This is a genomic window from Paenibacillus sp. FSL H3-0321 (genome assembly GCF_038002865.1).
In the GTDB taxonomy this organism is placed as follows: domain Bacteria; phylum Bacillota; class Bacilli; order Paenibacillales; family Paenibacillaceae; genus Paenibacillus_AQ.
The window spans coordinates 6763284-6785789 of sequence record NZ_JBBODH010000001.1 but is presented as its reverse complement, the minus strand read 5'-3'; the positions used below and the strand labels follow the sequence as shown (position 1 = coordinate 6785789).

Annotated in this window: 17 protein-coding genes and 2 tRNA genes; all 19 read right to left on the bottom strand. The window is 46.7% G+C overall.

Translation table 11 applies throughout. The annotated features are described in order from the left end of the window. Window positions 1-168: 168 nt before the first annotated feature. Entirely contained in the window at window positions 169-2010 is a 1842-nt protein-coding gene (locus MHI45_RS29820) for a glycoside hydrolase family 127 protein (protein ID WP_341118463.1), read from the bottom strand. A 26-nt stretch (window positions 2011-2036) separates the two neighbouring features. Further along, complete coding sequence (locus MHI45_RS29815; protein WP_076110630.1) at window positions 2037-2867, bottom strand: carbohydrate ABC transporter permease; 831 nt, start codon at window positions 2865-2867, stop codon at window positions 2037-2039. Further along, a complete protein-coding gene (locus tag MHI45_RS29810) occupies window positions 2864-3751 on the bottom strand; it encodes a carbohydrate ABC transporter permease (RefSeq protein WP_341118462.1) in 888 nt (295 codons plus the stop codon). The genes MHI45_RS29815 and MHI45_RS29810 overlap by 4 nt, the downstream gene beginning before the upstream one ends. Window positions 3752-3793: 42 nt before the next feature. Further along, entirely contained in the window at window positions 3794-5203 is a 1410-nt protein-coding gene (locus MHI45_RS29805) for an ABC transporter substrate-binding protein (RefSeq protein WP_341118460.1), read from the bottom strand. 121 nt (window positions 5204-5324) lie between these two features. After that, the gene (locus tag MHI45_RS29800) at window positions 5325-7097 is read right to left on the bottom strand and encodes a cache domain-containing sensor histidine kinase (protein ID WP_341118459.1); all 1773 of its coding nucleotides are present in this window, start codon (window positions 7095-7097) and stop codon (window positions 5325-5327) included. Continuing rightward, window positions 7094-8689, bottom strand: coding sequence for a response regulator transcription factor (locus MHI45_RS29795; RefSeq protein ID WP_341118458.1), 1596 nt, complete (start codon window positions 8687-8689; stop codon window positions 7094-7096). Before MHI45_RS29795 ends, MHI45_RS29800 begins: the two co-directional genes overlap by 4 nt. 153 nt (window positions 8690-8842) lie before the next feature. Beyond that, the gene (locus tag MHI45_RS29790; protein WP_076110634.1) at window positions 8843-9925 is read right to left on the bottom strand and encodes a Gfo/Idh/MocA family protein; all 1083 of its coding nucleotides are present in this window, start codon (window positions 9923-9925) and stop codon (window positions 8843-8845) included. Between the two features lie 11 nt (window positions 9926-9936). Then, entirely contained in the window at window positions 9937-10848 is a 912-nt protein-coding gene (locus MHI45_RS29785) for an AraC family transcriptional regulator (RefSeq protein WP_076110635.1), read from the bottom strand. Continuing rightward, window positions 10845-11849 (bottom strand): Gfo/Idh/MocA family protein, encoded by a 1005-nt coding sequence (locus MHI45_RS29780; protein ID WP_076110636.1) that lies wholly within the window; start codon window positions 11847-11849, stop codon window positions 10845-10847. Before MHI45_RS29780 ends, MHI45_RS29785 begins: the two co-directional genes overlap by 4 nt. 203 nt (window positions 11850-12052) lie before the next feature. Then, entirely contained in the window at window positions 12053-13516 is a 1464-nt protein-coding gene (locus MHI45_RS29775) for a glycoside hydrolase family 1 protein (protein WP_076110637.1), read from the bottom strand. A gap of 22 nt (window positions 13517-13538) precedes the next feature. Further along, on the bottom strand, window positions 13539-14831 hold the full coding sequence (locus MHI45_RS29770) for a PTS sugar transporter subunit IIC (RefSeq protein ID WP_038588999.1): 1293 nt from the start codon (window positions 14829-14831) through the stop codon (window positions 13539-13541). Window positions 14832-14834: 3 nt separating this feature from the next. Continuing rightward, window positions 14835-15140 carry a PTS sugar transporter subunit IIB gene (locus tag MHI45_RS29765; protein ID WP_038588997.1) on the bottom strand — a complete coding sequence of 102 codons (306 nt, stop codon included), beginning with the start codon at window positions 15138-15140 and terminating at the stop codon, window positions 14835-14837. 2 nt (window positions 15141-15142) lie between these two features. Beyond that, window positions 15143-15481 (bottom strand): PTS lactose/cellobiose transporter subunit IIA, encoded by a 339-nt coding sequence (locus MHI45_RS29760; protein ID WP_038588994.1) that lies wholly within the window; start codon window positions 15479-15481, stop codon window positions 15143-15145. Between the two features lie 20 nt (window positions 15482-15501). After that, window positions 15502-17421 (bottom strand): BglG family transcription antiterminator, encoded by a 1920-nt coding sequence (locus tag MHI45_RS29755; protein ID WP_340899448.1) that lies wholly within the window; start codon window positions 17419-17421, stop codon window positions 15502-15504. A gap of 698 nt (window positions 17422-18119) precedes the next feature. After that, window positions 18120-18908 carry an SDR family oxidoreductase gene (locus MHI45_RS29750; protein ID WP_341118456.1) on the bottom strand — a complete coding sequence of 263 codons (789 nt, stop codon included), beginning with the start codon at window positions 18906-18908 and terminating at the stop codon, window positions 18120-18122. Window positions 18909-18932: 24 nt separating this feature from the next. Next, the gene (locus tag MHI45_RS29745) at window positions 18933-20096 is read right to left on the bottom strand and encodes an SMP-30/gluconolactonase/LRE family protein (RefSeq protein WP_341118454.1); all 1164 of its coding nucleotides are present in this window, start codon (window positions 20094-20096) and stop codon (window positions 18933-18935) included. Between the two features lie 32 nt (window positions 20097-20128). Next, complete coding sequence (locus MHI45_RS29740) at window positions 20129-21139, bottom strand: zinc-dependent alcohol dehydrogenase family protein (RefSeq protein ID WP_076110639.1); 1011 nt, start codon at window positions 21137-21139, stop codon at window positions 20129-20131. A 1052-nt stretch (window positions 21140-22191) separates the two neighbouring features. Continuing rightward, window positions 22192-22264: transfer RNA gene (locus MHI45_RS29735), tRNA-Lys, on the bottom strand. Between the two features lie 10 nt (window positions 22265-22274). Then, window positions 22275-22350, bottom strand: a tRNA-Ala gene (locus tag MHI45_RS29730). Window positions 22351-22506 lie beyond the last annotated feature (156 nt).

Sequence of the window (22506 nt, the reverse complement as noted above, 5' to 3'; positions counted from 1 at the left end):
TTGCTTGTCTGTTCCTCTTGCGTAAATCATTCCTTCCGTTTATCGGAAGGAATGAACGTTAACGGAAGACTATGAATGGAGTCTAGTACGAACATACGAGTACTACTCGTTGATGCTTCACTCGTCTATTCCCTTCATAAGTTCAATGAAGATCAATTCCTTTTCCTCTTAAAAGCTATACAGCCCTTTATCTTCCGCTTTCCGTATCCACACCTGCATGTATCCTGATTCCCTGTTGTCCCAGGCATAATAAGGGATGAATTGACAAGGTCTACCTTCCCCATCCTTGCCTTTCAGAACGGTAACGCCGCCGAGCAGTTCCGGTTGATGATCCACCAGCAACGTCTCATGGGCAGAAAATGAATACGCATCATAGGAAAGCCGGGAATTATCCAACTGCTCCAGGCAATACACGATAGGACCTCGTTGAATGGCAATCCGGCCTTGATTCTCCAGCACCTCCGGCCTCGCCTGAATAATTTCTACTGGCATATCCAGTTCAAGTTCAATCGTATCGTTCTGTGACCAAGCTCGATGAATAGCGATATAACCCCGCTCAGTCAACGCCTCGACTCCCGGCAAGGATTTACCTCCAACCTTAACCTTATAACCCCTGCACCAGCCAGGTATCCGCAAATAAATGCTGAAAAAATCACTTTTATCCGCTTCCACCGCAAGCTCAATTTTACCGTTCCAAGGATATTGAGTGGTTTGCTTGAGCTTAACGCCCAGCCCACTCTCCATTACGATCTCTGCTTCACCATTCATATATTGATTGACTGCAATGCCCTGACCGGTCTGAGCATATGAATATTGACCAATGGACGGGAGGAACCGTGCCAAATTAGTCGGGCAGCATGAGGTGTCAAACCAAGGCACCCGGTGGTGATCGCCCTTCGAAGCCAGTGGATTAACATAGAAAAACTTGTCTCCGGTCAACGATATTCCTGCCAAAGCGCCATTGTACATTTCCCGCTCCACCACATCCGCATATTTGGCATCTCCAAACAACAGATTCATGCGATGGTTCCAGAAAACCATGGCGATAGCGGCACAGGTCTCACAATAAGCGGATTCATTCGGCAAATCATAATCATGTGTAAATCCTTCATTATGGCGAGATGGACCGATCCCCCCAGTCACATACATATTGCGCTCTACCGTATGTGACCATACCCTATGCAGGGCATCAACAAAATCAGGATCCCCCGACACGTGAACCACGTCCGCCATAGCGGTATATAAATACATCGCCCGGACAGCATGACCAGTCACCCGCCGGGTGTCACTGACCGGAACATCGTCTTGGCAATACGCAGGTCCCCACTCCTTAGTGTCCCATATTTCTCCAAATCCATGTCCATGTCCACGTTCCTCAAGCAACCATAAGGAGAGCTTCCAATAGCGTTGTTCCTGGGTAACACGGTAGAGCTTCACAAGAGCAAGCTCAATTTCCTCATGGCCTTCCACCCAATGGCGTTTGCCTGGACCAAACAGATCGTCATAATGGTCCGCCAATTTGCAAGCGACATCAAGAAGCTTACGCTTGCCGGTTGCCTCAAAATAAGCAACCGCTGCCTCGATTAAATGCCCTCCATTGTACATCTCATGCTTCTCCATATCCGTCCATTTGGACTCGGGTGCTTCAAGCGTATAATAAGTGCTCAAATAACCGTCCGATTCCTGGGCTGAGGCTATAAGGTCAATAATCCGGTCCGCTTGCGCTTCCAGCTCCGGGTCCGGCTCCGACATAAGCGAATAGGCAATACCTTCGATGACCTTATAGACATCGGAATCATTGAAATAAATGCCTTCAAAAGTCCCTTCTATTAATCCTCCTGCTTTGGCAAAATTCGATATACGCCCTGTCTCCTCACATTTCGTGAGGCAGGCAGGCAGCGTAACCTTTTTCAACACCTCCAGACGCGGACGCCAGAAAACATCCTCAATGATTACATTCGTGAACGGTACACCCTGCCAATTACTTAGCTGTGTTTTAATTTTTGTCATTATGAGGTATCCTCACTTTCCTGTCATTACCCCTTCAGGCCTGATAATGTAATCCCCTCAAGGAAATATCGTTGTCCGATTAGAAATACGATTACACAAGGTAAGACAACTGCTGCTGAAGCCGCCATAAGCAAATCCCACTGCGCAGTGTACGAACCTTGAAACATTTGCAGCCCAAGCGCCAAGGTAAAGAGTTGATCACTTTTTAAATAAATCAGGGGGCCCATGAAATCATTCCAGGAAGCCAGGAAGCTGAACAGTGCAACTACGATAACCGCCGAACGGCTTAGTGGAAGTATAATTCTCATGTATATTTGTAAATAGGTAGCTCCATCCACGAATGCTGCTTCATCAAAGTCCCGTGGAATCGTCAAGTAAAACTGGCGCAATAAAAAAATGTTGAAAATTCCCCCACCGAAATAAGCAGGTACGATTAATGGATAATACGTATCGTAGAAACCAAACATTTTCCAGCCAAGAAAGCTTGGAATGATTGTTACGGCGGCAGGCAGCATCATACTGGTCATTAGAATAGCGAATACTGTGTCCCTGCCCTTCCACACGATCCGTGAAAATCCGAATGCTGCAATGCTGCTCGTTAAGACTGTACCTACAAGAACACTAGCTACAATAATAAGCGTGTTGGTGAAAAAAGTATCGAACGGCAGCACAGTAAGGGCTTTATGGAAATTCTCCCAATGAAACGGCCTCGGAATCCATTCCGGCGGCATCGTAAATATTTGCGATAAATCCATGAGTGAGCTGCGGATTAACCAGACGAACGGTACAATAAACAAAAGGGAGATGAATATAAGCGCTGCATAACCTGATCCAAGGGAAAGCTTTGATTGTCTCAAGTACGCTCACCTCCTTCGTAATACACCCATGACTTCGAGGTTTTGAATACAATAAACGTAAAGAACATGATGACGATGAACAGGATCCAGGCCAGAGCGGAGGCATACCCCATTTCGGTATCTCTAAAGCCTGTACGCCAGAGGTAAAATACATAGAACAAGCTTTGGTTATTCGGTCCACCTTCAGTTAAAATATAAGCTTCATTAAACACCTGGAAGGATCCGATAATGGTCATGATGGTATTAAAAAATATCGTCGGTGTAACCATTGGAATCGTAATATGGCGCAGCTTGCTGTACCAGCCTCCACCATCCACATCAATCGCTTCGTAATACTGTTTGGAAATACCTGATAGGCCTGCCAGAAAAATAATCACCGTACTTCCAATTCCCCATAATGTTGTAAGTACAACAGACGGGATAACACTATTCTCCGCATATAACCAGTTGCTGGTTGGTAAATGAAGCCAACTGAGCACGGAATTGATCAGTCCCAGGTCGGGATTCAACAGCCACATCCAGATCATCGCCGATGCCACGGCTGGCACAATGCTGGGAAGATAGATAATCGTCCGAAATATGGCTCTGCCTCGAACGTTCATGTTCAGCAGCAAGGCAATACAAAAAGAAAGAATAATAACGGCCGGCACCCGAAGTATAACGAAATAGAAAGTAACCCCTAACGATTTGAAGAACAGCTCATCTTCACCTGAGAACATTCTCGAAAAACTCTGAAAACCAATAAAGGAAGTTTGCTCCTTGAATACGTTATAGTCCGTCAAGCTAAGCACCAGACTTGCAATCATGGGACCTAGTGTAAAAATAATAAACCCGAGTATAGCCGGAGACGTAAATAATAGTCCATAAAATAGTCCCTTTCGCATAGCTGCCTCCAATCTTCTATAATCAGAACGCCGTCCCTTCGATTATTGTGCGATATCCCGGCGTCCTTGAACTTGTTCTTGGGCTTTCGGCGCTATGGAATCCATTGCTTCTTGCGCGGTCTGTTGACCAAGCCATACTTTATCCAAGGCCGGATTCACGATATCCATTATTTTATTGAAATTTTTCACATAACCCGTTGGTGTCTGATGACTTTTCGTCAATAGCACATCTATAATAGCTTCTTTATAAGCTGAAGGTCTTGCATCCAGGTTCTCCGTCCATTTAGCCAACAATGCCGGGTCCGTATACCAATCCTTGTAGGATGGCATCCATGTGCCTGCAGTGATCATATCAATAGAAGACTCTGGATCAAGCAACGCCTTCAACAACTCCCAAGCCTCCTGCGGATGTTTGGTTGACTTAAAGATAGAGAACATTCCCGCAACAACGGTAGTTACTGGCTCTTTCAAGACTGGCAGTACCCCTACATTAAAGTTAAACTTCGATTGCGCCAAGGCTGCGCTTGCCCATTGCCCATCTATAGCCATCGCTACCTTTTTGGTTTGAAGCGCTACATTCGTCGCCGGTATATTTTTGGCTTGCACGGGTGATGGCGAAACATGGTGTACATTCATTAAATCAGACACCTTCTGCAACGCCTCGACGGCTTCCGGCTGGTTAAGCGCAAACGTCTTCCCATCCTCCGAGATAAAATCACCGCCGTTGGAGTATATAAAGTTGCTGTAGACTCCCCACCAAGTGGAAGCATTAACACCATATTGCTTTATATTTTTAGAATCAAAATCAGCATCCTTTGCCGTTCTGCCTTTCGTATCAACAGTCAGTTTCTTAGCAACATCTACAAACTCATCCCATGTCCATGCTTCCGAGGCTTTAGAAGGCGGAGGTGAAATCCCCGCTTTTTTAAAGATATCTTCGTTATAAAAAAGACCAAAGGATTCCGGACCTGGTCCTATGCCGATCACATTACCAGGCTCAAGAGAATACATAATATTGGGTACCAGTTTGTCTATGCTGATATCCGGGTCTGAGTCCATAAATTCCTGAAGGTTATAGAATTTACCCTGTTCTGCTAATGGAAAAGCAATGGTACCAGACTCCATCATGGCAATATCAGGCACATCATTCCCTGCTACCATTGTTGTCAGCTTCGTATCATAATCTGTCGCAATATGCTGAAGATCAACTTTGACATTTGGAAATTTCGCTTCAAACTTCTTAATCGCTACCTTGTAAGCAGCAACTTCATCGGGTGAACCCCATTCCGAAATGCGCAGCGTAACGGGATCTTTTGATGCTGCATCGCTGGATGCTGAGGGTGACGTGTTATTTTTGCTGCCGGTACCGGATTTCGAGCACGCAGGTAAAATGGTAACCAACATCAACAACAGAGCCATCAGCACAAATAGCGATTTCCTTTGTCGTGTCATATCTTGAACCCCTCTCAATTTCAATCCCACTTGGTTCATAGCTGCAGTCTATGATGCTTAAATTATAAGGTCTATAATAGCGCTTACATAACCCGAACCTTTTTGGATTGGTGGATTATTATTAGGTATTCAGTGGTAAGGTGATCACTATCATGGTGCCTCTCCCCGGCAAGGAGTTAATGGCCACACCATAGCTGTCACCATAAGTCATTTGAATACGTGCAATGGTATTCTTAATGCCTATCGAAGTGGATTCCTTGTATAAAATCTCATCGATAGTGTCATTACTCATGCCTCTACCATTATCTTCAATGACATAATAGCGTTTTCCGCTGTCGATCCAGCCACGAATGCTGATCATTCCACCTGCTTCTATCTGATCGAAGCCATGCATGACAGCGTTTTCAACAAAAGGCTGAAATAGAAGTCTGGGCATTTTGTACTCGTAAAGCTTCGGTTCAATCTCATAATGTACAGTGAACTTGTCCTCGAAGCGAACGGACATAATATAGAAGTAGTTGTTCATCCACTTGATTTCCTCCGACAAATGAACAGCTCTCCAGTCTTTCCGTGAAGTATAATGCAGCATATTGGATAAATTGACCAGCATTTTGCTTAATTCCTTCTGATTGTTTTCAATAGCCGTCCAGTTCATTACGTTGAGCGTATTATACAGAAAGTGAGGATTCATTTGCATACTCAGTGCTAGAATCTCGGCTTCCTGTTCTTTTAATTTTATCTCGTAATTTTCTATAACCAATAGCCGAATCCGGTCGTTCATCTTATTAAAGCGCTGAAGAAGTATGCCAAACTCATCATTTGTTCCAACATCAACTTGCTTTTGAAAATCCCCTCCACCTACGGATCTCATAGCAGCAAGCAACTTCTTAATGGGCTTAGTAATCCTGCCTGCGATAAAAAAAGCACAAATGAGCGCCACAAGCCCCATAATCGCGGCGAGGAGGATAATAGATGTCTCGATGCTTTGCAGCAAGCTGCCAACCAGTGAGGACTCCGGCATCCATACAATGGATATCCATCCCGTTACTTCCGAACGATCGAAGCAGACGATCACGGCTTTGCCCCCCAGTGTCATACTTCGCGCACCGCTGCTTTCCAGCTGCAGTTCCTCTACCCATGAGTCCGAGAAGGTTTGTGTGATTTTCCCTGGTTCACTGCTTGCAACAACTTTTTGATCCTCATCCAGCACCAGGAAATCCGAGCCTTCGGGGATACTTTCGTCATATAGAGATTTCAACGCTTCCGCTTTAAAGCTTATTGCTAAAATGGGTCGTTCCACCTGAACATCCATCTTCTCGAGTGTCGTATTGTTCAGCAGAGAGAAATCAAGCAGTCTGGTCGCAGAAAATAAATGGCGGAATTCCAAATTTCCGGACTCTAAGTAGGGCTGATTAAACATATCAACAAAATCATATGTAGGGTACCATACCAATTTCCCGCCTGCCTGCTGTGCCTTACGGTATATATCCGATTGTGTAGGATCTCCTTGCGGCAGCAACTGGCCGAAAGTAAAATAGGAAGTCCACAACTGGTAAGCATACACATCCTCATTGTTGGAGAAATATTTACTTAGTACGGCGGTTACCTGACGGTCTGCTTCAAACAGCTCTACTTCGTTCTGGGGATCCATTTGGTTAAAAATTTTGAATAAATCCTTATCTATGAACATTGCTTGGCTATTCTGATCAATGATCTGCAGCTTAGTGTCCATAATCTCATTATTTTTTCTGACAATCTCATATACATTTTTCTGCGCTTGCTCCGTCACGACCCGCAGGCTGGTTCGATAGAAAAGAGACCCCAAAATGAGGAGTGGAATTCCGATCAGAAAGATATAGCTGACAAACAATCGGGATCGAAATGTCATCTTCATTCCTCATTTCTCCTCTGTAGAAGTGAAGTGTGTTTAAACGCTTCGGGTGAGATTCCATTGTATTTCTTAAACACCCTGCAGAAATATTTGGTATCCTGATAACCACACTCTGCGGAGATTTCATATATTCGGAGCTTGTTCGCGGACAGCAGCAATTTAGCCCGCCTCATTCTGGCTTCCGCTACATGATCGGAGAATGTTTTTCCCGTACGGTTTTTAATCAATGTACTAAAATAGGAAGTATTAAAAGAAAAGTGTGCGGCTGCTCGTTCAAGAGACAAATCTTCCTTCAGATTTTCCTGAATCCAACTCAAGCATCCCGTAACGATAATTTCGTTTTTATCCAGCCGTGCCTGTTGTAATGCATAATGAACCTTCTGTAAAGTAACCTCTACAAGCGCAATCAATTCTGTATAAGACCCACAAGCTTGAATTTCCATAATCATCGTATTCGTTAGAAGATCCCCAAGCTGGCGGTCAACGATATTTCCCATCCTGCTTTTAACCTTCATAAGCAGAAGCGAGGCATTTTCTTTTAAAATAATCGGCTCCGTATGCCCATCATCTGAAAGCGCTCTGAGCGCTCCAATGCACATTTCTATAGCCATCTCCGCATCATTTCCCTGCAGAGCTTCAAAGAGTTTCTCCATGTCAAGTGTCATTAGATACTGAGACAGACGCAGCTCATCCTGAAACAGAATCCCTTTCCAGCAGTCATGAAAGTTAAACTTATTTACGGTTTGGGCTGCCCTGTAAGCTTGCGGTGCTTGTTCCAATAATGATTTACATTCCAGCCCTATTCCGTGGGTAAGCTGACCCGTATTCTTCCATTCTGAGGATAGAGCAGAAACGATGGCACGAATCTCATTTCTTTTCTCCGGGGTAAGGGTGGCTTTACGGATAATTGTGACGGCTTGGAATCCATCCTCCAGAAGTACATTCAAAGGAATCGTAACACCTTCCCCCATTGCCATCCATCCTTGCTCCAGGCTTCGCAGGAAGTTAGCGCTTTCAAAATTGTTATGGCGGCCGGGACGGATTCTGAGCTCTGAGAAAATAACCACACCGCCACCCTGCAGCCAATCATACGTATCCAGTTCATCTCGCTCGAGAGTCGATAAGCTTCCGTTTAGCCAGGTTAAATATAAGCGGTTTCTATAAGCTGAGGAGGTATGGTGAAGGCGTAACTTCAACTCCTCTGCTTCCAGGTTCAACATTGATTCTGTGAGCAGCTCCTGCTCTATACGCCGCAATACATCTTCTACCTTCTCTGCCTCTACAGGTTTTAATAGATAGTCATATGCACCATGGCGAACGGCAATCTGGGCATACTCAAACAGATTATAAGCTGACACCATCACAACCTTCGTTTGGAGTTCTTCTTCTTTGAGCTGCTGCAAAAATGTAAGCCCGTCCATATTGGGCATACGGATATCCGTCAGCACGACATCCGGACGTTCCAGTCTAACAAGTTCTAACGCGCTGGCCCCGTCTTTTGCAACCAGGACTCGAACGTTAGGACGCAGATTGTTGATTAAATTCGCCATTCCTCGAAGGTGTCTGGGTTCATCATCAGCGACCACTATTTTCATCCTATTCAGCCCCCTGTTCAATTTGGTGAAAGTTTCATTTATTGTAACGGAAAAAAGCGCCTTCATGTAATAAGGCGCCAAAATTCCACTCAGGCTTATTGCAAGCCATTCCCATATTTAAACTATCGTGAATATTGAACAGATCCGTCTCCTTTAATCGAAATAAACGGCTTTCCCTGTGCGCGCGGATTCATAAAGTGCCTCCAGAATCAAGGAAACTACATATGCCTGCTCAGGTCTTACGACCGGTTCCTTATCCTGATCAACCGCTTCAATCCACTTTCTCATCTCCAGGTCAGGCGCACTTTCCTGTGTGCCATCATAGAATGCTACTCCACCTGCGTTCAGCTCAATCTCATTTTTATATAAGCGGCCATGCTGTTCTCCGTTGATCCGCAGGCCCTCTTTCATATCGGCGCCGGCTTCCGTTCCGCTCAAGCTGCATTTTGCCTCATCAACCTCCAGCGAGTTCAGGGCCCAGCTGGATTCCAGCATGATCGTTGCACCATTCTCCATAACAATCATTCCAAACGCCGAATCCTCCACTTTAAATTTGGCGGGATCCCAGGGTCCCCAGGCATTTGCAGCATTCTCCCGTTGGGACAGCTCATGGTATTTGGTTCCCAAGACGACCTTGGGCTGGTAATTGTCCATCATCCATAAGGTCAGATCAAGTGCATGCGTTCCTATATCGATGAGCGGTCCTCCACCCTGCTTCTCCTCATCAAGAAAAACGCCCCAGGTAGGTACTGCTCTTCTTCTGATGGCATGCGCCTTGGCGTAATAAATATGGCCTAATTCTCCTGCTTCGCAGAGCTTTTTCAGAAATAGACTATCCTCTCTGAAGCGGTTGTTATAGCCTACCGTTAGTTTTTTTCCTGTTCGCTTGGCTGCATCAACCATTCTTTTGGCTTCTGCTGCCGTCTTGGCCATCGGCTTCTCACACATGACATGCTTGCCGGCTTCCAGCGCAGCGACAGAGATTTCTGCATGAGACTCATTGGGAGTAAGCACATGAATAATATCAAGTGTGCCATCTTTAAGTAATGTTTGATAATTCGTGTAGACTTTTGCGTCTTTGCTTCCATATTGTTGTGCTGCTGCTTCAGCCCGCTCCTGAACGATATCACAAAATGCAACCATTTCAATATTGTTCAGCTTGCTTAAACTTGGCAGGTGCTTCCCGTTCGCGATTCCACCACACCCGATTATGCCTAACCGATACACTTTACTCATATCTATCATCCTCACTTTATCGTATGTTTCCCGTTTCTATAGGTCGCGGGAGTTATTCCTAACCGCTTGCGAAAAACAATATGCAAATAGTTGGCATTCGTAAAACCTTCAGACTGAGCAATCTGTTCAATCGGCTGGTTGCCCTCCGACAGCTTGCGGCAGACACCTTCCAAACGGATATTCTCAAGAATCTGTGAGAAGGATTGATCAGGATTGACCTTATTAAAAATCCGCTGCAGCTGTCTGGAGCTGATTTTTAGCTTTTCTGCAACATTGTCCAGCGTGACAGCCCCGGAATAATTAGCCCTGATATACTGAATGGCGTATTCATATCTGTAAGTCAGCATATCCCGCACCGGCGCTTCCGCTCTAACCCCTTCCGGATCATACGCTCTTGCTGTTTTTAACAAAATACTGATTACAAACTGTTTGATGGCTGTATAATATCCGGTGAACTTATCCTCACAAGCTTCATAGGCTTCCAGAAAGCAATTCATGGCATGATGCCGGTCATGGATCGGAATGAGGGGGAGTTTCCGCAGTTTGTCGATACATTCCTCCGCTTCTGCGACCTCCCACGGATCCACTTCTGCTCTGCTTTTCTGTCTAATATCAATATGGAGGCAAAGTTCGTCCATAGCTTCTTCCTGGTCAGCCTCCTGGTAATGCATCACACCCGGCCCCGTTAAATAAAGCATACCCTGCGATAATGGGTACTCCTGCTCAGCGAGAATCACTTTTCCTTTACCTTTAGGAATAAAGTGAAACTCAAACTCTGCATGATTATGGAAATCTATGATTTTTCCGGCCGGGAATGAGGTTAAATGGAACCTGAGTACAACAATCTCATAATGTCCCCATTGAACTGTAATATCGAGTCTCTCCAGCAAATCCGACTTTTGAGACATCGTTTGGTAGATCATGCGCTTACGTCTGCTAACGGGATGACCCGTCCTTCTTTTGCCGAGCGATTTGCAGCTTCCATTAATCTGGTCAGTTCTATGGCAGTCTGAACATTATTATCCGCAAAAGTATCACTCTGTATATGATTGACCCATTGATGAAAGGCACTGTCGTGATTATCTTTTATTGGAATCTCCGTCCAGCTATTCGCGGTACCCTCAGGTTTATTTGTCTTAAGAAGTAATTTATCCTCCGGCGTTCCGAAGAGCAGAGTTCCTTCTGTTCCGTGAACCTCGATGGTAAACGGCGAATGGCTGTTCACAAATCCGGCCTCTACCACACCGATCGCCCCCGAAGTAGTAAACAGGGTTGCTACTGCATTGTCCTCCACGTCTTTCCCTGTGATATATCCAAAATTGGCACTTACACCGGTCACATCCTGACCTAAAAATAGGCGGGTTAAATACATAGGATGACATCCCAAGTCGATCAAAGCACCCCCTGAGCATTGTTCCTTATTATAAAAGTGCTCAGGCAGCCAGCCGGCAATGGCCCCATTGTGGGATAAGCGAACTCTGACATACGTTATCTCCCCCAGTAGCCCCCCGCTAATCAACTCCATAATGGACAAAGTGTATCCGTCGTTCAATCGCGGCAAGGATACGGTAATTTTCACTTCATTCCGATTTACCTCGGTAATAATATCATCAACTTCCTGCACTGTTGGAGCGATAACCTTCTCGGTAAAGATATGTTTGCCTGCTTTGGCGGCGGCCACTATTACATCCTTATGAATGTTTGTCGGCGCATCCACGATGACAGCGTTAACATCTTCCTGAGCCAACATATCATCGAGAGACTCGAAGTAAGGAACCTTCAACGTTGCAGCCGCTTCTTGTCCTCTTATCGCATCTTCGTCCCATACTGCAGCGATAAACGTATCCTCATGCGCCTGCGCTTGCTTAACATAGTCCCAAGCATGTACATGCCAAAAGCTGACTAGACCAATGCCAATGCTCATTTGCTATAACCTCCAACATATAGTATTCTGACATCCCACTATAAGGTAACATATCTGAGTCGCTTTTTTTAATAGGAAAATACGACAAATTATATATAATATTACGACATACGTTTACTGACTTAAACACAGCAAGCGCACAAAAACGCCCCCAGACATTTCTGCCTAGGAACGTTTTTTGTATCTTTTCCAGACTTTCCAATTTAATGATTTGTTAGATCGGTCCCTCTGGAGGCGATGACTTTCTTGTACCAATAGAAGCTTTTTTTGCGTATGCGTTCCAGGGAGCCGTTACCTTCATCGTCCTGATCGACGTAGATATAGCCGTAGCGTTTTCGCATCTCTGACGTGGAAGCTGAAATCAGATCAATGCAGCCCCAGCTCGTGTAGCCCAATAGTTCTACACCGTCAGCAATGGCCTCGGCCATCTGCTCGATATGCTGAGCCAGATATTCGATGCGGTAATCGTCCTTGATTGTACCGTCCGCTTCAATAACATCTGCTGCACCAAGACCGTTCTCCACAACAAACAGCGGGATCTGGTAACGGTCATGCATCTCTTTAAGGACAACTCGCAGACCGGTCGGATCAATCTGCCAGCCCCAATCTGAGGTCTTCAGGAACGGATTCACCAGACCCGACGACAGATTACCCTCTGTCCGCTCTGTGATACTCTCGTCCGTACTGACCGTTGAGGACATGTAGTAGCTAAAGGAAAGGAAATCAACCAGGTTCTCCTTCAGAACAGCTTCGTCCCCCGGCTCCATCTCAATGCTTACTTCATAATCAGCCAGATGCCGTTTGATGTATGACGGATAATATCCCCTGACCTGAACGTCGGAACAGAACTGGGCCATTTGGTTCTCTCCCTGTGCCTTCAGCACATCCCCGGGATGGCAGGAATACGGATAGATCAGTTTGCGGGCCAGCATGCAGCCTACCTGGAACTCCGGATTAATCTCCCTTGCACGCTTGATAGACAGAGCACTGGCAATGAACTGGTGATGCAGCGCCTGAAACGCAGCCTGCTTCTCATTCTCTTTACCTTCGGTCAGCACACCTCCCCCCAGAAACGGAAAGCGGATTACTGCGTTGATTTCGTTAAAGGTCAGCCAGTACTTCACCTTGTTTTTATAGCGCAGGAAGACCGTGTCCGCATAACGGACGAACAGTCCGACCAGTTCGCGTGACTCCCACCCGTTGTAACGGGTAACAAGCTCCACTGGCATCTCGTAGTGCGAGAGCGTAACCAGTGGCTCAATGCCATATCTGTTCAACTCATCAAAAACATCATCATAGAAGCGTAATCCAGCTTCATTCGGCTCATTCTCATCCCCGTTTGGAAATATACGGGGCCAGGAGATCGACATCCGGAACACTTTAAAACCCATTTCTGCGAATAATTTAATGTCTTCTTTGTAACGGTGATAGAAATCGATCCCTCTGCGTTTGGGGTAATTCTCCTCCTGCGTATCCGAGATGGCGGCAGCAAGCTCCGCTCTGGAGATGCTGAGAGCATGCTCAAGAGCTTTGCGCTGTCCCGGCGGAACGTATTTGACCACATCTGCGGTAGACAGCCCTTTGCCGTCCTCGCAATACGCGCCTTCAACCTGGTTGGCTGCAACCGCTCCGCCCCACAGGAAATTCTCCGGAAACTGGTTAGGCATCGGATAAGCCTCCCTTATTCATTTAGTTTACTGCGGCCGCCGTCTTAGACTCAGCCTGCTGCTCCAGCTCGTAGGCTTCGAAATCGGCTTTTTTGAAGAATGGATAATAAATTGCAAAGCTTACCCCGATCATTACCAGTTGGAACGCGGATACGCGCCAGCCTCCGTTCATCCAGCCATTAACCAGCACCGGAATACCAAGCGGCACTTGAATACCGTGCAGAACCGGCAGAATTCCGATCGAAGTCAGAAGAATAGCCAATCCGCTGCTCACCAGTGGCGTTAGAATAAACGGAATCATGAACCGCACGTTAAGCACCAGCGGCATCCCGAAGATGACCGGCTCGTTAACTCCAATAATACTTGGAATAATTGCAAGCTTGCCCAGCGTTCTATACCGGGTAGACTTGGCGAACAGCATGGCAATAATCAGGCCAAGCGTTGCACCCGCACCTCCAATCAGCACATAGACCGGGAAGAACGGCGAACCGATAATATGAGTGCCTTCTACACCTCTTTGGTAAGCATCCAGATTTTCAAGTCCAAGCGCTACCCAGATCGGGCCTACTACGGAGTAAACCACCAATGTGCCGTGAACACCGAAGAACCACAGCAAATGGATTAAGAAAATACAGATCAGCATCGCCCACCACGTACCACCGAGACTCGTTAGCGGCAATTGGATAATGGAAAAGACAAATTCATGCATGTTTCCATATTTCGTCGCTCCGAAAATCGCTGTCAGGATCAGCATCACGAAAACAATAATGAAGCCAGGAGTCAATGCGGCAAAGGATTTCTCAACAGTAGGCGGAACACCCTTTGGCATCTTGATATAGATTTTTTTCTCCAGCAGGTAAGTATACAGTTTGCCGACAATGAGAGCTACGATAATGGCTACGAACAGTCCCTTGGCTCCCAGCCAGGAGTAACCGAAGGCTTTGGTGGCGCCATCGTCCAGGAGCCCCTTTGGAGTAACCAGCAGAAAGCTCATCAGCGCGAGAATTCCTGCCGAGAATCCCTGTTGTTTAAGCTGTACCGCAAAATTGTAAGCGATGGAGAACACCGCATACAGAGCGATTAAATCGGTTGTTATCGTAGCCGGAATCGCAGTGTACGTCTTCAGGCCGGAACTTTCCAGGAAGTTCTGGTAAGGCTCCAGCTTCAAAGCATTAATCAGGGAAAATATCGCACCCAGGATCAATATCGGCATCAAAGCCATCAGCCCGTTGGAAATAGCACTGATATAATTATTTTTCTGAATCTTGGTACTGACTTTCTGGATTTTGACCCTCCATTCTGCCCCGCTTGACATGAACTAAGCCCCCTTCTCCATAAGTTCAATTGCTGTTTCCAGCACTTTATCCCCATCCATCATGCCATAAGCCATCATCTCAATTGTCGTTACCGGGATACTAGGATATTCGGCAGCCAAATCCCCTTCGGCATGGCCCATTTGCGGCCCAAGCATAATAATGTCAAACGGTGCCTGATCAGCAATATCGCTCTCCGCCACAGCATCAATGATAACCTCTATTCCCTTGGCGCGTGCTGCATCCTTCATGCGCTCCACCAGCATACTTGTCGAGAAGCCTCCTGCACAGGCGAGAAGAATCTTTTTCATCTTCAGTTCACCAAACCTTTCAATTGTTGTTCCAGCGCTTTGCGCTCCTTAACTTCTTCAATCAGCTCCACGGCCAGTTCACGAACCGTCAGAGCATTCATCAAATGGTCCTGTGCATGAATCATCAGCAGCGTGATTTCTGTTTTTTCGCCCCGGCCTTCCGCCTGGATCAGACCCGTTTGGACTTTATGCGCTTTGGTAAGACTCAGTTTCGCGTTCTTGATCATTTCTTCTGCTTCATCAAGGTTCCCTGCGCGTGCTGTGCGTACCGCTTTGAGGCTGAGGCTCCGGGCTTCCCCGCTGCTCGCGATAATCTGCATAATTGTTTGTTCGTAATCCATGGTTTCTTCACTCCTGATATTTATAGTAGGTTCTCTATCTCCATCATAAATTGCTCATAGCTATTCACGGCCAGCAGCCGGTTCCTGCTATCTTCTTTCTCCATCAGGACCAGCAGCAGCTTGCTGATTTCTTTGTGCAGGAACAACTGCCCCGGGCGCAAATTAATCAAAAAGATCAACTGTACCGGCTTTCCCTCATGCAAGAGCTGTTTTTTCAGCACAGTTACATTGATGCAGTCGCGGATGGCGCTCATCCGCATTGGATGTGGACCGGCAATACCGTTTTTATAAATGGTTGTAAATTTATTCTCCCGAAACAGTACCTGCTCAGGGAAATCCTCAGCGGCATAATGAAAGTCTGTAATCTCACGGCAGCGCTGCTGCAGCAGTTCTTTGTAATCATCCGGCCCGTCCGTATGGAACAGCTCTTTGCGGAATAAGTCCTTGAAATCCATCAGCTTATGGGACGGCTGTGTATGGCCCATCTGCAGCGACAAAATCTCCTTGATCCTCTGAATCTCCTGGTCATCCAGCAGCTGTTTAATATGAATGACCAGTTTCTCATTCATTTCAGTGTCAATCGGCACCGTGGTCAGAATCAGATCAACCGGTCTGCTGCTGATTTCCTTAAGCTCAGTAATGGAAGCTGTGATAACGGACGCCTTGGGAAATACCGCCTCAAGCTTCAGGCGAATGAGTTGTGCGCTGCCTCCACCCGTCGAACAAATAACAGCAATACGTTTGAACTGCTCCAGATTGCGCTGCTGCATCCGTTCAAGATGCGCAGCGAAATGGAGGGCGACATACCCTGCTTCGTCCCGGGACATCTTGAACCCGTATTGCTCTTCAATAATCTCAGCGAACCGGAAAGAGATCACGAACACATTGGCATACTGGCTGTAAACATCCTCTACGAGCGGATTTCCCAACTGAAGATTATAGTAAAGACGGTTCAGTAGCGGGAACATATGCAGAAGCAGCGCTTCCTGCAGGGCATGGTCTTTATTGAAGCCGGTGAGGAACTCCCCATCCAGCCGCTGCAAAATCTCGTTAATACCTTGACGCAGCTGCGATTTGGTCTCGTCTGACATTCGCTCCATAATCGTTTTGCCCGAAATATGCAACGCCAGATAATCCACTTCAACCAGAGGTAACGTTATCTCATAGTTGGACTCGATCCATTTGGCAATTCTCTCTGCTATATCGTGATACAGCGGCTCCGGCTTGCCCAGCATCGCTTGTCCGGGTACGATGTAATTATGCTTTGAGACCCGGTATAGGAGAATAAACAGATGGGTGACAATATTATTCAGGAATACATCCGAAATTTTCAGTTCCTTATCCTTCAGCACCTGCAGAAGATAGGCCGTGAGCCTCTCCGTATCAAATTCCCGCCCATAAGCATGGAAATCCTCGGTTTGCTGGAGGGTCTGGCTGGATTGCAGGATAAAATAGGAGAACGCCTTGCGGAAATCCTTCTCGTCCCCCTCAATTTTCATTCCGTAATGGGCACGGCGGGCCAGGCTTAAACGAAACGCGCCCAATCTCTGCTCCACTTCCTTCAAATCAGAAATAATGGTGGATCGGCTGACACCTATCTCCTCTGCCATCTTATCGATTGACCGATAGCTGTCGCTCTGCAGGAGATAGAACAGCAGGTATTGCTGCCGTGACTGCTTATTGTCCAAATCCACCTGATCGCTCTGGAGCAGTCCCTTCTCCCGGTAAATCTGGAATAATTCCGGCTCCTTGATCTCAAGCTGATAGCCTTGACCACGAATCATTCGGATCTGAAACCCGTGCGCTTCTCCGGTCTTGTCGAGCGAACGGATAATATCACGGACCGTCCGTTCGGACAACCCGACCTCCGCAATTAATTCGCCCATCTTAACCGGAACCTTTCTGCTTAATAAAATATTGACGATCGTATATTCCCTCATCGGTCACCCTCGTTTGTGATACTAGTATCGGTGTGAAGCAACTCAGCTGGTTATGGCTCTATCTTACTTGAAAACGTTATCTTAAGAACAGTTTGTATTCTGCAATTTGGAACGGCAAAATTTGAAGGATATCCCCTCAGGAGATTATAAGAGTGTATTTATTCCTGTACTGTATTACGCTCACTTGCTTATAAGATGCCCCTGAGATGTGCTTTTATAAACCGCCTAAGGAATGACTCTTGTTTTAAGCATGTCAAAAAAAGGATCAGAACTTCTCTCAGAAAAAAATGGCTCGAACTCTGGATATAGATTAAGAGTCTACTGCTCTACCAACTGAGCTAAGAGTCATATGATGTTTGGTGGAGCCAAGGGGGATCGAACCATTGACCTCATCGCTGCCAGCGATACGCTCTGGCGTGATGGTCAGGGGCACTACCCAGATCTGCTTCTTATTTACCGGAATAGTAAACCAGCTCACTCTAATCCTCTCTGCAAATACTATAGTCAACATGTTCGTAATTAAAATGCTTATTCGGATTGATCGTTTTTCCCTTTAGCAAAAATCTAATGACTAAGTGTCTAGATAGTTCATACCCGATGGAACGAGCGCTTTGCTCTATTTATTAATCTTATCTAAAAAAATAAAAGATCCGTTGCCAAATTTGGCACGGATCTTTTATTACTAATTGGACATCGTTTTATTTGAACCGCTGGGCTTGCCTTGAAGGCATAATGGTTAGTTCCGGAATGCTGACATGCTCAGGCTGCTCCAATGCATAAAGTGCCGCCTCTGCAACATCATCGGGATGTAACGGCAGAACTTTCGAAGCAAACGCCCGTATTTCATCCTCGGAATACCCGGCCACCTGAGAAAATTCCGTTGCCACCGCCCCGGGCAGAATCGTCGTAACGCGAATTCCCTGATCGATTGTCTCCAAACGTAATGCAGACGCTATGGCGTTAACGCCGTATTTGGTAGCGCTGTATGGACCTCCTCCGGCAATCACTTCCTTGCCGGCAATGGAGGAGATGATGATGACATCTCCCTTACCCTGACCCAGCATTGGCGGAAGCCCGTAGTGCAGCGTCAACATTAGACCGTGTACATTCGTCTTGTACAGCTCCTCCCATCTTTCCAGATCCACTTCTACCAATGGACTTCGATACCCGAATCCGGCATTGGCAACTATAATATCGAGACGGCCCCAGCGGTTAATCGTTTCATTGACCACATGCTGTACTTCTTCAGCCTTTTGAATATCAGCAGGTACCGCCATAACCTCGTATAATCCCTCTTTATGCAATTCCTGAATCAGCTCATCCAATCGATCCTGCCGACGTGCCACTACAGTCACATGGGCGCCGCGTTTTACCAGTTTCCTGGCGATCGATGCCCCGATTCCGCTGCTGGCGCCTGTCACCAAGGCCACTTTACCGGTCAGACTCTCCTTCTCATTCCAAGATAGCTCCAAATCATCCAGATTCATTTTGCACCCTCCCAGATTCCAATCTTATTTTGTTAAAAGCACACGATGAACACCCTTGCTGCCTCCAGGTGCCGTTCCAATATATAAATAACCATTATGGCTTGCGGCCGTAGTTACACCATACAGTTTGCCTTCCGGATCATGCCAGCTTCCGATAAGCTCTCCCTGCGGACTGAACTCCGCAGCAAGCCCATGCTTCGCCGGTGCACTTGCGCCGTTAAGCAGCGACTGCGGCACTTTGGCCATGGTACTGGCCAGCCAAGGGTTGCTATGCATCTGATCTACAAAAGAAAGGCGAGTCGTGAAGATACCGACCCAGAAATGACCTTGGTCATCACGCGTAATGTTGTCTGGAAAGCCTGCGAGATTGTCTGCGAAAATATCAGATGTGCCCTCCTTCGGTCCTTTGAGCCAGTATCTGGTCAACTGATAATGATACGATTCTGCCACAAGCACAAAATCTTCATCCGCAGACAAGGCAACCCCGTTTGCAAAATAGAGGCCTTCTAACAGAACGGTCGTCTTCTTGGTCATTGGATCGTACTTCAGCAAACGTCCATGCGGCTTGTTCTCGGCCATTTCCTTGAAGGTCACTTTACCATAATTAGAAGTATCGGAGAAATAAATGGAGCCGTCCTTGGCAATATCAAGCTCATTAGCTAAATAGATCGGCTTGCCGTCCACTTGATCGGCCAATACCTCTATGCTCCCGGATGGGTTTATAGACAGCAGTCCCCTCTGGACATCCGTAACGATCAAATCGCCTTTGGCATCGAATATAAGTCCATTAGGCGTTCCTTGGGTGTCTGCAAACAGTTGGGCTTTTTGCGGATTACCCTCTGCATCGAAAGGAACCCTGTAAATTTTCCCGTCTGAATCTCCTGTATATAGCTGGCCTTCTTTATCGAATGTAATGAATTCCGGGAATTGAGGGGCATCAGTAACTAGCTGAGCCGAACTAAGTTTGTTGTTCTGTTGCCACGGACCCGCTTCCTCAAAAGAGGGAGCCGTCGGTGCGGACCATTTTGCCGGTTTGACCGGTGAAGGATAAAGTAAGAAAACGAGTAATCCTACAACGAGCACCGCAAGCAGTGATAGAACCCATCTGGATATCCTAGCACGCAGTGAGCGTTTAGGACGATTCACGCTTTCAGTAGATTTAACGGAGTTAACTGGTTTATTGGGCATTAGAGCGCCTCCTGTATCATTTTTGAGAGATTTTAGATTTGGACTACGATTTTACCAAAATATTGCTTTCCTTCAGCCAAGAGCGCGATAGCTTCTCCAATTCGTTCTAGAGGGAATACGCGGTCGATGACGGGATGTAAACGATGATGGGCAATCGCCCGATTCATCTTTTCAAAGTGATCCCGGTTGCCGACTTGACTGCCGCGAACCGTTGCGGCTTTGTGCAAGATGCTGGAGACATCGTATTCCGAGATGGTCAAGCCCGATAAGAACCCGACCATACTCACGGTCCCTCCAGTGCGGAGTGCATTTATGGATTTCCCCATCGTAGCCGCTCCTCCAACATCCAGAACATGGTCGACGCCGCCAGTCAGCTCTAACGCTGCCTTATCCCAATCAGGAACCTCCGAATAGTTGATCGTTTGCCATGCGCCAAGAGCTTTTGCTCGTTCCAGCTTGTCGTTGCTGCTCGACGTGATGATGACTCGTGCTCCGGTCATAAGCGAGAATTGAAGCCCGAAGATGGAGACACCGCCTGTTCCTTGCAGCAGCACAGTATCACCCGCTTGCAAACCACCGTATTCGATTAGCATGCTCCATGCGGTTAATGCCGCGATCGGCAGGGTGGAGGCCTCCTCATAAGTGAGGTGATCGGGAATAGGGACGACTCCGTCTTCATGCAGAACGACATACTCGGCCGCTACTCCGTTCAACGGACCTCCCAGACTTTCTTCTAACACCCCTGGTCTTGGGTTGCCGCCAATGAAGCGTTGTTGAAAATTACCTGCTACTCGTTGTCCGACCTGAAATCTAGTTACGCCTTGTCCAATGGCTACAATTTCTCCCGCTCCGTCTGATAATGGAATGAAGGGGAATTTAACTTCGATCGGCATTAATCCGCCGAGGACCACTAGATCCCGATAATTGAGAGAAGCTGCCCTCATGCAGATCAGCACCTCCTTAGGGCCTGGCGTTGGTTTGTCGAGTTCCGTCATGGTTAATTCCTCAAAGCCGAAGCCGTTTGTCAGTTGTATAGCTTTCATCGTATTGTCCTCCCTGCAAGATCAGATTGATTACCCGAATTCTTATTATTGCTGCTGTATCTTTCACGCGGACGAAGCATGCTTCCAACAAGCCGAAGACTTTGCTTTCGTGTAATGAAACGCGATAACTGCGCCCCTAGATAATTCTGTACACGCGAATTGCTCTCCAATACCGGAAGAAGCTTCCGTACGAGCGCCTATTCCCCCTTATTTGTCATAGTGGTGCTCTCCTTTTTGATACTATGTTATACTATAGAAACACCGTTACCAAAACTCAGAACTATTTTTCGATTTTTTTGAAAGTTAAGTAAAGCGCATTTTACGGTAACAGTGTTTCCTGTAGGTATCATTGTATCCACTCAATTTCAGAAAGTCAATATGATCTTTGAGCCTCCATCGTTTATTGACAAGTGAAGGAAGAACTACTGTATACAATTCCTGGTAACGAAAGTTGAAAACCTACCGAGAAGCTCGCATGCAAAATACTGAAAATCTCCGTAGGAGGACACTTGGAGATGTGCAAGCAGCCTATGTGATGGAGGAGTCGAGTGAATTCTTACGGACCGGGGAGCCTTTATTTCTCCAAGAAACGCTCTTTCGTCTATCTTACGGACTCAGATGCAGTTATTAGCTGATGTTCATATGAAATATTGCCTGATGGAGGGGGATAAGCGCAGTATGGTCCGTTAGCTCTGCAATATATGCTGATTAGCGAAAATAAAGTCTGTGGGGTCCGCAAGGAATTCAGGGTAGCAATGGTTAGTCTGAAGTTGGATTTCGGAGTTAGCGGGCAGCCAGCCAATCGTAACTGGTGGTCGACGTTGGCATACAGCGTTGGGAGTGGCAGTCAGCATTAGCATTTGACGTTTGGGGATTTGGACTAGGCAGTTGGCGTTTACCTTTACATCTGGGGATCAGAGGTTGAGCTCCGGATTGGATGCATGAGCGGGCTGTTGCCGTTGGCATTTGCAACTCAGAACCCCCCCACTCTCTGCTTATTTCTCCAACTCCCATAAACGGCAAAAAAACGGCATTTCTGCCGTTCTTTAGGATGGACTCTCAGGGGCTCGAACCCTGGACAAATAGATTAAGAGTCTACTGCTCTACCAACTGAGCTAAGAGTCCATATGAAATTTGGTGGAGCCAAGGGGGATCGAACCCCTGACCTCATCGCTGCCAGCGATGCGCTCTCCCAGCTGAGCTATGGCCCCATGTGGCTGATTTAGAACTACAACTATGTATTCTAAAATCCGGACTGAGCTGTTAGCTCCCATCGCTTCGTCATGTTTAAGTTCCGTAGGCGACTTCTATATAATATAAAAAATCGCCTTCGGTGTCAACACTTTTTCAAAAAAAGTTTTTCGGGG

Coding starts and splice junctions, on each gene's coding strand:
- MHI45_RS29820 (WP_341118463.1), bottom strand. CDS start 2,010: ATGACAAAAATTAAAACACAGCTAAGTAATTGGCAGGGTGTACCGTTC.
- MHI45_RS29810 (WP_341118462.1), bottom strand. CDS start 3,751: ATGCGAAAGGGACTATTTTATGGACTATTATTTACGTCTCCGGCTATA.
- MHI45_RS29805 (WP_341118460.1), bottom strand. CDS start 5,203: ATGACACGACAAAGGAAATCGCTATTTGTGCTGATGGCTCTGTTGTTG.
- MHI45_RS29800 (WP_341118459.1), bottom strand. CDS start 7,097: ATGAAGATGACATTTCGATCCCGATTGTTTGTCAGCTATATCTTTCTG.
- MHI45_RS29795 (WP_341118458.1), bottom strand. CDS start 8,689: ATGAAAATAGTGGTCGCTGATGATGAACCCAGACACCTTCGAGGAATG.
- MHI45_RS29790 (WP_076110634.1), bottom strand. CDS start 9,925: ATGAGTAAAGTGTATCGGTTAGGCATAATCGGGTGTGGTGGAATCGCG.
- MHI45_RS29785 (WP_076110635.1), bottom strand. CDS start 10,848: ATGATCTACCAAACGATGTCTCAAAAGTCGGATTTGCTGGAGAGACTC.
- MHI45_RS29780 (WP_076110636.1), bottom strand. CDS start 11,849: ATGAGCATTGGCATTGGTCTAGTCAGCTTTTGGCATGTACATGCTTGG.
- MHI45_RS29775 (WP_076110637.1), bottom strand. CDS start 13,516: ATGCCTAACCAGTTTCCGGAGAATTTCCTGTGGGGCGGAGCGGTTGCA.
- MHI45_RS29770 (WP_038588999.1), bottom strand. CDS start 14,831: ATGTCAAGCGGGGCAGAATGGAGGGTCAAAATCCAGAAAGTCAGTACC.
- MHI45_RS29765 (WP_038588997.1), bottom strand. CDS start 15,140: ATGAAAAAGATTCTTCTCGCCTGTGCAGGAGGCTTCTCGACAAGTATG.
- MHI45_RS29760 (WP_038588994.1), bottom strand. CDS start 15,481: ATGGATTACGAACAAACAATTATGCAGATTATCGCGAGCAGCGGGGAA.
- MHI45_RS29755 (WP_340899448.1), bottom strand. CDS start 17,421: ATGAGGGAATATACGATCGTCAATATTTTATTAAGCAGAAAGGTTCCG.
- MHI45_RS29750 (WP_341118456.1), bottom strand. CDS start 18,908: ATGAATCTGGATGATTTGGAGCTATCTTGGAATGAGAAGGAGAGTCTG.
- MHI45_RS29745 (WP_341118454.1), bottom strand. CDS start 20,096: ATGCCCAATAAACCAGTTAACTCCGTTAAATCTACTGAAAGCGTGAAT.
- MHI45_RS29740 (WP_076110639.1), bottom strand. CDS start 21,139: ATGAAAGCTATACAACTGACAAACGGCTTCGGCTTTGAGGAATTAACC.